Source organism: Corallincola platygyrae (genome assembly GCF_039544265.1).
In the GTDB taxonomy this organism is placed as follows: Bacteria; Pseudomonadota; Gammaproteobacteria; order Enterobacterales; family Neiellaceae; genus Corallincola; species Corallincola platygyrae.
The window spans coordinates 158,286-167,309 of the sequence record NZ_BAABLI010000009.1 but is presented as its reverse complement, the minus strand read 5'-3'; the positions used below and the strand labels follow the sequence as shown (position 1 = coordinate 167,309).

The following is a 9,024-nucleotide window of genomic DNA, read 5'->3' as shown; positions in this document are numbered from 1 at the left end:
GTTATTTCTTTCCGCTGCCTCGCCCTGAGCGAGTGAGGCGGCATTATAGGGACCTTAATCTCATCGTCAACGCTTTTTTTGTGTGATCTGGTTCAAACGGTCAAAAGTCGTACAAACCAGTAAAAATGAGAGATATGTTTAAATTTTGTAACAACAGGAGGCCTTAATGTAGGGCGAAGGTGGTTGGGTATAAAAAACCCCGTTACTATGGAAAATCATACTTTTTTGCCTTCAAAACGTTTTACAAATAACAATATTGAGTAGCAATGCAATGAATGCAGTTAATTTTACAAAATCTCTCCTTTTTAGTGCCGTCTTGGCTCTACTTGGTTTCTTTTCAGTTAAAACACTTGGGGATTCTGTCAGTAGCGATATTTTGTTCGCTGTAGGTATTCTGATTGGCGGTGTGCTGATTCCTCTATTTTTGCCAAGCCAAGGTGGCGAAGAAGCTCAGGAGAGCAGTGCTAGTGTCGGAGAAGTCAAAACACTTTACGTAGGCAACCTGCCTTATCGTGCGAATGAAGCAGCGGTTCGCACCCTGTTTGAAGATCACGGCAAAGTGTTCTCTGTCAGACTGATGAAAGATCGCCAAACAGGCCGCCGTAAAGGTTACGGTTTTGTGGAAATGGAGTTGGCCGGCGCAAACAAGGCGATCAAGGCGCTTAATGACAACGAATTCCAGCAGCGCACGCTGAAAGTGAGAGAAGCTAAAGAGCGTAAAGAAGAAGAGTAAGCTTATCTAACGAGTGATCAACAAGCCGGCCATTAGTGCCGGCTTTTTATTTCCTGACTCTCTACTAATCCAGCTGCAGAAAACGCTGCCCACTGCGCCCCCAGACTTTCACTGCGTTTAGTAAACCAGAGTGTCGAAGGAACCTCCGTCGGCCCTGCATCTATTGAGGCATCCTGGAACAAGGCTTCAACCCTGCGAGCAATAGCATCGCCACTATCGATACAACATACCTGGGGCAATGCTTGCTGGATCTCTGAAGCTAATAGCGGGAAGTGAGTGCACCCTAGCACAATAGTGTCGGGCCCTTCGATTCCAGCCCAGCTAGACAGCAATTGCCGCAGTAAAGGTAGTGAGGGTGCTTGCCCTGCCAGTTTTTGTTCGGCCATCAACACCAGTTCGCTGCTGCCAAGCCTGGATATTTGGCAATCTGCAGCAAACTCATCGATCAGCGCCTGAGTATAAGCACGAGCAACCGTACCTGGCGTCGCCAGAATACCTATGTGTTTATTTTTGCTCTGTAACGCGGCCGGCTTAATCGCAGGAACAACGCCCACCACTGGGATCTCAAGCTTTGCTCTTAATTCGGGCAGCACCAAAGTACTGGCAGAGTTACACGCCACCACCACCATGGCGGGTGCACATTGCGCAACAGCATCACTTATTAATGCGACGGCACGTTTAACCAGGTAATCATCGGCAAGCTCACCATAAGGCTGTGCTTCGTTGTCCATCAGATAAAATGGCTGCAACTCAGGCATGCGCGAATGGATCGCCTGCCAAACAGACAGCCCACCAACACCAGAATCAAATATTAATATTCTCGCACTCAAGCGCGCACACCCTTTTAAAAGCATAACTTTCGGATGCTAAGTAATTAGCACTAAAAAGCCCCGGACTTAGCCGGGGCTATGTTAGTGCTGTGGGCTCTTGAAGAAAAGAGCCTAAACCCTAGCCTGCGGTACTGCGCATCTTTAATTGCTGATTGAATTGCTGGAACTGAAAGACATCATTTTGGCCTGAACCAGTACTGCCGAGTTGTGCAAACAGATAGCTCGCCATGAGGTACATATCGTTTTCATCACTGAACTGTGTAGCAAACGCTTGCTCCACGGAACCGAGTTGATTCAGATATTCATTAACTTCCTGCTGTGCAGAGTTCCCCATTTGCGCTGAGTAAGTACCAGCCTCTTCTCGCTCGGCGTCCGCTTCAACCAATGCTGATTCTATTGAGCCACTTTGGTATTGATCTGCTAGTTGCGCCAAGTCACCGACGGCACTAGCTACCTGCTCAGTTTGTTGTGATGTGGCTCCACCTACCTGATAGTAAAAGTTGCTACTGCCACTGTAGCTAAAGCTGGTCTGCCCTTGAACTGAAGAATACTGAAAACTAAAACTTGCACTAAATGCGAACTGACTGGCAGCCGGAGTCATAAAGTCGGACAGGTTGGCAACACCAGGCAAGCTCTCAAACATCTCGCGGAAAGGATTGGTAGTGAAAGGTAAAGTTCCTGTGGCCTGCATTTCAGGTGTCTGTAGTGGGCCATCCTTCACCGGTGCCGGCTGTTGCAAAGGACCATCTTTCAATGCTTCGGGTTGCTGCAGAGGACCGTCCTTAGCAGGTGCCGGCTGCTGCAAGGGGCCGTCTTTTGTTGGAGCAGGCTGTTGTAACGGGCCGTCTTTCAACTGCTCAGGTTGCTGTAAGGGCCCATCTTTCTGTGGGGTCTGCAGTGGGCCATCTTTCAACGATGAAGGGGAAGGCAACATACCTTGTTCGAAACGCTGCTCACTAAAGCTGAACTGGACCTGTTCACCACTGCTCGCGATCATTGAAAACTGCACGGACTGATAGCTGCTGTAACTGACAGGCTCTGGCTGGGGTGCGTTGAGCCCTTCCTTAAACGTTTTTAAGGTGCTAGCAAACTCTTTCCATTCAGCTTGCAAGGCATGACGTGTATCTCGGCTATAGAGGCCTGCCTCTCTCAAATCTGCTCTTGCTTCTTTAAACGCCAAACGCGCCTCTTTACGAAGTTCACGGTATTCGGCCTTTAGCTCACTGCGACTGGCTCCCTCTGATTGAAGCTGATAGAGGCGCCCAACCTGACTCTGCAGCTGCTCCTTGGCCGACGTATTGTCCCCGGCGGCACCAAACTTCTCAGTCAGCGCCTGAGAAAGTGCGACTTCAGATAACTGTTTAGCTGTTGGCAGTGCAACAGGGGTTGACAAAGCGTCTGGCGCTACCTTGTCAGGCATTGCGCTGGGCGATGATAACGATGGGCTTTGCTGCGGAGGCTGACTGACGGTGCCGGGTTGCTGAACGTAGCCGGAAGGTTTGCTACTACTAAAGCTGGTTTGTGAATAAAACTGAAAATTTGATTGAAACATGACGAAGCCCTTTTCCTCTTCGTATTCGTTTTGCGTACCTCCTAACCGCGCCTGGTTTCTTATCGGCCACAGAAAACTAAGCTTGAGCATTTTTTGTGCAACCCATGTTTTATTACTTCACAAAAAAGAGTTTTTGACTCTACGCCAGGATTGCCTAAAATTTGCGCCCCCAATGGCTCGGAGCAACACAATGGCAGATCTGTCCTTTACCCAAGATGAATATGACCAGCAGCTGGAAGCAAAAGCTCGCTGGATGAAGGACCGCTTTGCGCAGTTTTCCCCGCCTTCACTGGAAGTTTTCAGCTCAGCATCCAAACACTATCGTATGCGTGCGGAGTTTCGCGTATGGCATGAAGGCGATGACATCGACTACATCATGTTCGATAAGGGCACACGCAATCACTATAAAGTGACGTCGTTCCCACAGGCTTCGCAGCTGATCAACACTCTGATGACTGCCCTGCTCGATGAAATCAGAGATTGGCCAGTTCTGCGCCGCAAACTGTTTCAAGTAGACTTTCTTTCTACCCAAACCGGCGAAGCGACTATCTCCCTGCTTTACCATCGTCAGCTAGACGACGCATGGCAACAAGCCGCCACAGAGTTGAAACAGCGGCTACAGCAGCATGGCAAAATCGAGTTAATCGGTAGAGCGAGAAAACAGAAGCTGTTGGTGGACCAGGATTTCGTCATGGAAACACTGAATGTGAATGGCCGTGACTACCAGTACCAGCAGATTGAAAACAGTTTCACCCAACCCAATGCTGGGGTATGCGAAAAAATGTTGGGCTGGGCAGTGGAATGCACCAAAGCCAGTCAAGGTGATCTGCTTGAACTCTATTGTGGCAATGGCAACTTTACTCTGCCTCTGGCGCAAAACTTCGACAAAGTACTAGCGACGGAAATCGCAAAGCCATCGGTGGCGTCTGCACAGCTGAATATGAAATTGAATCAGGTCGACAACGTGACCGTGATCCGGATGTCGAGCGAAGAGTTCACTGAAGCAATGGGTGGGCGCCAGTTCAATCGTCTGAAAGGTGTCGATTTGACGAGCTACCAGTGCGATAGCATTTTTGTCGATCCGCCGAGGGCGGGTCTGGATGCAGACACGGTCAATCTGGTACAGAATTACGACAACATTCTATACATTTCATGTAACCCGGACACGCTGGCAGATAACTTGGAACAGCTGCATCAAACCCATGACATCGTTCGATTTGCACTGTTTGATCAGTTCCCCTATACCGACCACTGCGAAGCCGGCGTGCTACTTAAGCGACGCCAACAAGGCTAACCAAAAACTAGTCCAACTCTTGGGCGCGGTAACTGGCCGCGCCCCGTGCGACTAACTTAAGCTGTTTAATGACCCGTTCGGTCAGCTCCGGGATCTGCTCCTCGGGTAGATCCAACGCTTCCGCACCCGCACTAAACACCAAGGTCACCATAGCTTCGGCCTGAATGTAGGCATCGGCGGAGCGCCCACCGACCTGCTGCATCAGGTAATGAGCTAACTCCTCGATAAAATGCTGGATCTCCCGCGCGACCGCCGCACGGAAAGGAGCGGATGTGCCAGAACGCTCGCGAAGCAACAGGCGAAATACGTTTGGCGTGTCGGTAACAAACTCCATAAAAGTTTCAACCGACGTTCGAATAACCGAACCACCATCCTTGATTCGCTGCCGTGCCTGGCGCATCAGTTGACGCAGGGTTAAACCGGCACTGTCCACCAGCGTCAGGCCAAGTTCATCCATATCACGAAAATGGCGGTAAAAAGAGGTCGGAGCGATTCCCGCTTCGCGGGCAACTTCTCGCAGACTGAGGTTGGCAAAGCCATGCTCTGCGCTTAACTGCGACAACGCCGAATCCACCAGCGCCTGCCGTGTTCTTAACTTTTGCTCAGCCCTTACGCCCAACGTCCGATCTCCTGAAGTGTCAATCTGGGTTGCCTTAATTCAGACATGATACCCAAGCGTGGATTAGATAAGAATGGTTGGCAGTCGCAGAACATCCATATAAAATCAGCGAACACTTGTACGCTGAAATAATTTCGAGTCTGTTAGTTATGCCTGAACACGCCAAACCGCCAATTATATGGACCAATGTGCTGCTATTCTCCCTAACGCTGCTGGCTGCTGTCACCCTAGTGCCTGCCTGGGGCATTTATCATGGTTATGGATGGGCCGAAGTCATTGGCTGTGTGTTGTTATTGGGATATGCCGGGATATCGATTACCGCTGGCTACCACAGGCTTTGGTCTCACAAAACCTATGAAGCACACCCGGTACTTAAAGTGATTTTTGCCATAGGCGGGGCATTTGCACTACAAAACAGTGCATTACACTGGTCTTCTGATCACCGTGTTCATCATCGGCATGTCGATGATAATGACAAAGACCCCTACTCTGCGGGCCGCGGATTTTGGTACAGCCATATCGGCTGGATGTTGCGTGAGTACCAAACTGAATCTTACGATGATTACCGCAATGTTCGTGATCTGACCAAAGACAAGGTGGTTATGTGGCAGCACAAGTACTACCTGCCATTGGTACTTGCCACTAATCTGGGAATTCCGGTGCTGTTTGGTCTGTTTAGCGGTGACGTGATCGGGGCTTTTCTACTGTGTGGTGTTTTACGTTTGGTTCTGAGTCACCACTTCACTTTCTTTATCAATTCATTAGCTCATATCTGGGGTAAACAAACCTACACCGACAAAAACAGCGCCCGAGACAATGGCTTCCTAGCCTTTTTGACATACGGCGAGGGCTACCACAACTTCCATCACCTTTTCGAATACGACTACCGCAATGGCATCCGTTGGTGGCAGTTCGATCCTACCAAGTGGCTGATCAAAAGTTGCAGCTGGATTGGCCTCACCTCGAAATTGAAAAAAAGCCCAGAAGAACGTATCCAGGCAGCTCGCTATCAAATGCAGTTAAAAAGTTTACAGGACAAATTGCCGACAAGCGAACAAAGTGAGCAGTTACTGGCAAAGGCTCAGGCGGAATACGAACTGCTGTTGGAAAAACTCAATGCTTTTTACAGCACCCGAAAACGCCTGCTGGAGATGAAAAAATATCGCATGCTTAAGCGTTACGAAGAGAGTCAACTCGCTGCTCAATGCCGGGAGTTGCAGCTACGTTGGCAAGAGCAACACAAATTATGGCGACAGTTCACAGCGCAATATGCGTAGCCATAATGTCTAACGGGTTTGCCTTAGCAGTGAGCCCGGTTATGCTAAATGCACATTGTTAGCTGCATACGCCTTTTAGATGGAACCAATAAAACTCACTGAATACAGCCATGGCGCCGGCTGCGGCTGTAAGATTGCTCCTGCGGTACTCGACCAGATCCTACATAGCCAACTCAACCTGCCCACCGATCCTAAACTGCTCGTCGGCAATCAAAGTAAAGATGATGCAGCGGTTTACGATCTTGGTGATGGTCGCGGCGTCATAAGTACCACAGACTTCTTCATGCCAATTGTGGATGACCCCTTTACCTTTGGCCGAATAGCGGCCACCAATGCGATCAGTGATGTTTACGCCATGGGCGGGCGCCCACTTATGGCAATTGCGATCCTGGGTTGGCCAACGGCGAAACTATCACCCGAGATTGCAGCCAATGTCGTTGATGGTGGGCGTCAGGCGTGCGCCGATGCCGGCATTTTGTTAGCTGGAGGTCACAGCATTGATGCTCCAGAGCCAATTTTTGGCTTGGCAGTCACTGGGGAAGTGCCGCTGACACAGTTACAGCGAAATGACCAAGCCAGATCTGGCGCAAAGTTGTTTCTTACCAAGCCGTTGGGGATAGGGATCCTGACCACGGCACAAAAACAGAAAAAGCTGTTACCAGAGCATGAGCAGATAGCGCCTGACGCTATGTGCCAACTAAATAAACTGGGTTTTGAATTGGCCAAGTTACCTGGCGTTTGTGCAATGACTGACGTTACCGGCTTTGGCCTTCTGGGCCATCTAATCGAGATCTGCGAAGGCAGCGGCGTAAAAGCGCAATTGAACTTTGATGCCATCAAGACCCTGCCTGAAGTTGAGAATTATCGAGCCCAAGGTTGTATACCGGGAGGCACAGAGCGCAACTTTGCCAGTTATGGCCACAAAGCTGCACCACTGACCGAAAAACAGAAACAGTTATTGTGCGATCCCCAAACCAGTGGTGGCCTGCTGATCGCGGTGGACAGCGAACATGCTGACGGTGTATCTGAACTTCTGGCTATGGATGAGATGCCAGCCAAACCCATTGGGGAAATCGTCAGCTCTGCTGAAGGCGATTCATTGGTCTTTATAAGTTAACCGGGATTAACACGGCCAATTGCGCACATTTGCAGGCAGTTTCCATCTTGATCTCTGCTTTTGTGCGCTGATTGCTTCTGTCCCTTGCTGCGTGAAGGTAAACTATGCGCACTTTGGGAAAACAGAATAAGAAGCAACGCCCGTGACCAAAAAGAATAACACTACCCCCCCTGCCCCCAAGACAAAACCAGTCTATGACTACGATGCCATTATCATAGGCTCAGGTCCCGGCGGCGAAGGCGCCTCAATGAATTTGAGCAAGCGTGGTCAGCGCGTTGCCGTGATTGAAAGGCATTCTGATGTCGGTGGTGGCTGTACCCACTGGGGCACCATTCCCTCAAAGGCGCTGCGTCATTCGGTGTCGCGCCTGATAGACTTCAATAACAACCCCCTGTTTGTTGAAGGTTTTCACAAACCCCGGACCTGGACCTTTGATCAGATCCTGAAACAAGCAGCATCAGTGGTAACCAAACAAACGCGGATGCGCACAGGCTTTTACAACCGCAATGATGTGAATGTCTTCCATGGTAATGCGGAGTTTGTCGACAATCACACCATCAAGGTAGTGTCGGAAAGCGGCATTGAAACAATCACCGCGGACAAGATTCTGGTCGCTAGCGGCTCTCGCCCTTACCGTCCTCAAAACATCGACTTTGACCACCCTCGCGTTTACGACAGTGACACCATACTCAGTCTGACCCACCACCCACGCCATATCATTATTTATGGTGCAGGCGTGATTGGGTGTGAATACGCGTCGATTTTCCGAGGCCTGGATTGCAAAGTCACCCTTATCGACAGCCGAGAGCGCTTATTGTCGTTCCTTGACGTAGAGATCTCCGACGCACTTAGTTATCACCTGCGCAGTTCAGGCGTGATGATCCGTCATAACGAAACCTATGCCAGCGTTGAAGGGACAGACGACGGTGTCGTTGTGCAGTTCGAATCGGGTAAACGTTTAAAAGCGGATGCTCTGCTGTTTGCTAATGGTCGCACCGGTAATACCGATACACTTCAGTTAGACAAGGTGGGCCTCAAAGCTAACCACCGTGGTCAACTGGAAGTGAATGAACACTATCAAACCGACGTCGACAACATCTACGCCGTGGGTGATGTCATCGGTTATCCCAGTCTGGCCAGTGCTGCTTATGACCAGGGCCGGATCGCCGCTGACGCCATGGTAGATGGCAAAGCGGAAGCCAAGCTTATCGGCAACATACCGACCGGTATCTACACTATTCCTGAGATCAGCTCTGTCGGTAAAACAGAGCAGGAACTGACAGCAGCGAAAGTGCCTTATGAGATCGGTCAGGCACACTTCTCTAGCTTGGCGCGCGCACAGATCGCCAATGCAGGGGTTGGCTGCTTGAAGCTCTTGTTCCATCGCGAAACCAAACAGATCCTGGGCATCCACTGTTTTGGTGTAAATGCATCCGAGATTCTCCATATTGGTCAGGCGATCATGGAACAGGAAGGTGAAGCAAACACAATCGAGTATTTTATTCGAACGACATTTAACTACCCAACCATGGCGGAGGCCTACCGTGTCGCCGCACTCAATGGCCTGAACCGTTTATTCTAGAAGCCAAGTCAGGATCGGGG

At 50.1% G+C, this 9,024-nt stretch carries 8 protein-coding genes; 5 read left to right on the top strand and 3 right to left on the bottom strand.

Annotated features, from left to right (window positions below):
- Positions 1-271: 271 nt before the first annotated feature.
- A complete protein-coding gene (locus tag ABEA14_RS08925) occupies positions 272-733 on the top strand; it encodes an RNA recognition motif domain-containing protein (RefSeq protein WP_345339596.1) in 462 nt (153 codons plus the stop codon).
- A gap of 32 nt (positions 734-765) precedes the next feature.
- Here the strand turns inward: ABEA14_RS08925 and murI are convergent, their stop codons facing one another.
- Both murI and ABEA14_RS08915 read right to left on the bottom strand, forming a co-directional pair.
- Positions 766-1,563, bottom strand: a complete 798-nt coding sequence (gene murI, locus ABEA14_RS08920; RefSeq protein ID WP_345339595.1) for a glutamate racemase — start codon at positions 1,561-1,563, stop codon at positions 766-768.
- Between the two features lie 118 nt (positions 1,564-1,681).
- Positions 1,682-3,115: a hypothetical protein gene (locus ABEA14_RS08915; RefSeq protein WP_345339594.1), complete on the bottom strand. Its 1,434-nt coding sequence runs from the start codon at positions 3,113-3,115 to the stop codon at positions 1,682-1,684.
- 190 nt (positions 3,116-3,305) lie between these two features.
- Between ABEA14_RS08915 and trmA the strand changes: the two genes are divergently transcribed.
- Positions 3,306-4,409, top strand: coding sequence for a tRNA (uridine(54)-C5)-methyltransferase TrmA (gene trmA, locus ABEA14_RS08910; protein ID WP_345339593.1), 1,104 nt, complete (start codon positions 3,306-3,308; stop codon positions 4,407-4,409).
- A gap of 7 nt (positions 4,410-4,416) precedes the next feature.
- On the opposite strand, the gene fabR is transcribed toward trmA, so the two are convergent.
- Positions 4,417-5,028 (bottom strand): HTH-type transcriptional repressor FabR, encoded by a 612-nt coding sequence (fabR, locus tag ABEA14_RS08905; protein ID WP_345339592.1) that lies wholly within the window; start codon positions 5,026-5,028, stop codon positions 4,417-4,419.
- 149 nt (positions 5,029-5,177) lie between these two features.
- Here fabR and ABEA14_RS08900 point away from each other — a divergent pair, with 149 nt between their 5' ends.
- From ABEA14_RS08900 to sthA, 3 genes are all read left to right on the top strand, one after another.
- A complete protein-coding gene (locus tag ABEA14_RS08900; RefSeq protein WP_345339591.1) occupies positions 5,178-6,305 on the top strand; it encodes a fatty acid desaturase in 1,128 nt (375 codons plus the stop codon).
- Between the two features lie 79 nt (positions 6,306-6,384).
- Positions 6,385-7,422 (top strand): selenide, water dikinase SelD, encoded by a 1,038-nt coding sequence (gene selD / locus ABEA14_RS08895; protein WP_345339590.1) that lies wholly within the window; start codon positions 6,385-6,387, stop codon positions 7,420-7,422.
- 142 nt (positions 7,423-7,564) lie between these two features.
- On the top strand, positions 7,565-9,004 hold the full coding sequence (sthA, locus tag ABEA14_RS08890; protein WP_345339589.1) for a Si-specific NAD(P)(+) transhydrogenase: 1,440 nt from the start codon (positions 7,565-7,567) through the stop codon (positions 9,002-9,004).
- Positions 9,005-9,024 lie beyond the last annotated feature (20 nt).

What these genes read in the sequence shown, in the direction of transcription:
- ABEA14_RS08925 (WP_345339596.1), top strand. Translation starts at nt 272, where the DNA reads ATGAATGCAGTTAATTTTACAAAATCTCTCCTTTTTAGTGCCGTCTTG.
- ABEA14_RS08915 (WP_345339594.1), bottom strand. Translation starts at nt 3,115, where the DNA reads ATGTTTCAATCAAATTTTCAGTTTTATTCACAAACCAGCTTTAGTAGT.
- trmA (WP_345339593.1), top strand. Translation starts at nt 3,306, where the DNA reads ATGGCAGATCTGTCCTTTACCCAAGATGAATATGACCAGCAGCTGGAA.
- ABEA14_RS08900 (WP_345339591.1), top strand. Translation starts at nt 5,178, where the DNA reads ATGCCTGAACACGCCAAACCGCCAATTATATGGACCAATGTGCTGCTA.
- selD (WP_345339590.1), top strand. Translation starts at nt 6,385, where the DNA reads ATGGAACCAATAAAACTCACTGAATACAGCCATGGCGCCGGCTGCGGC.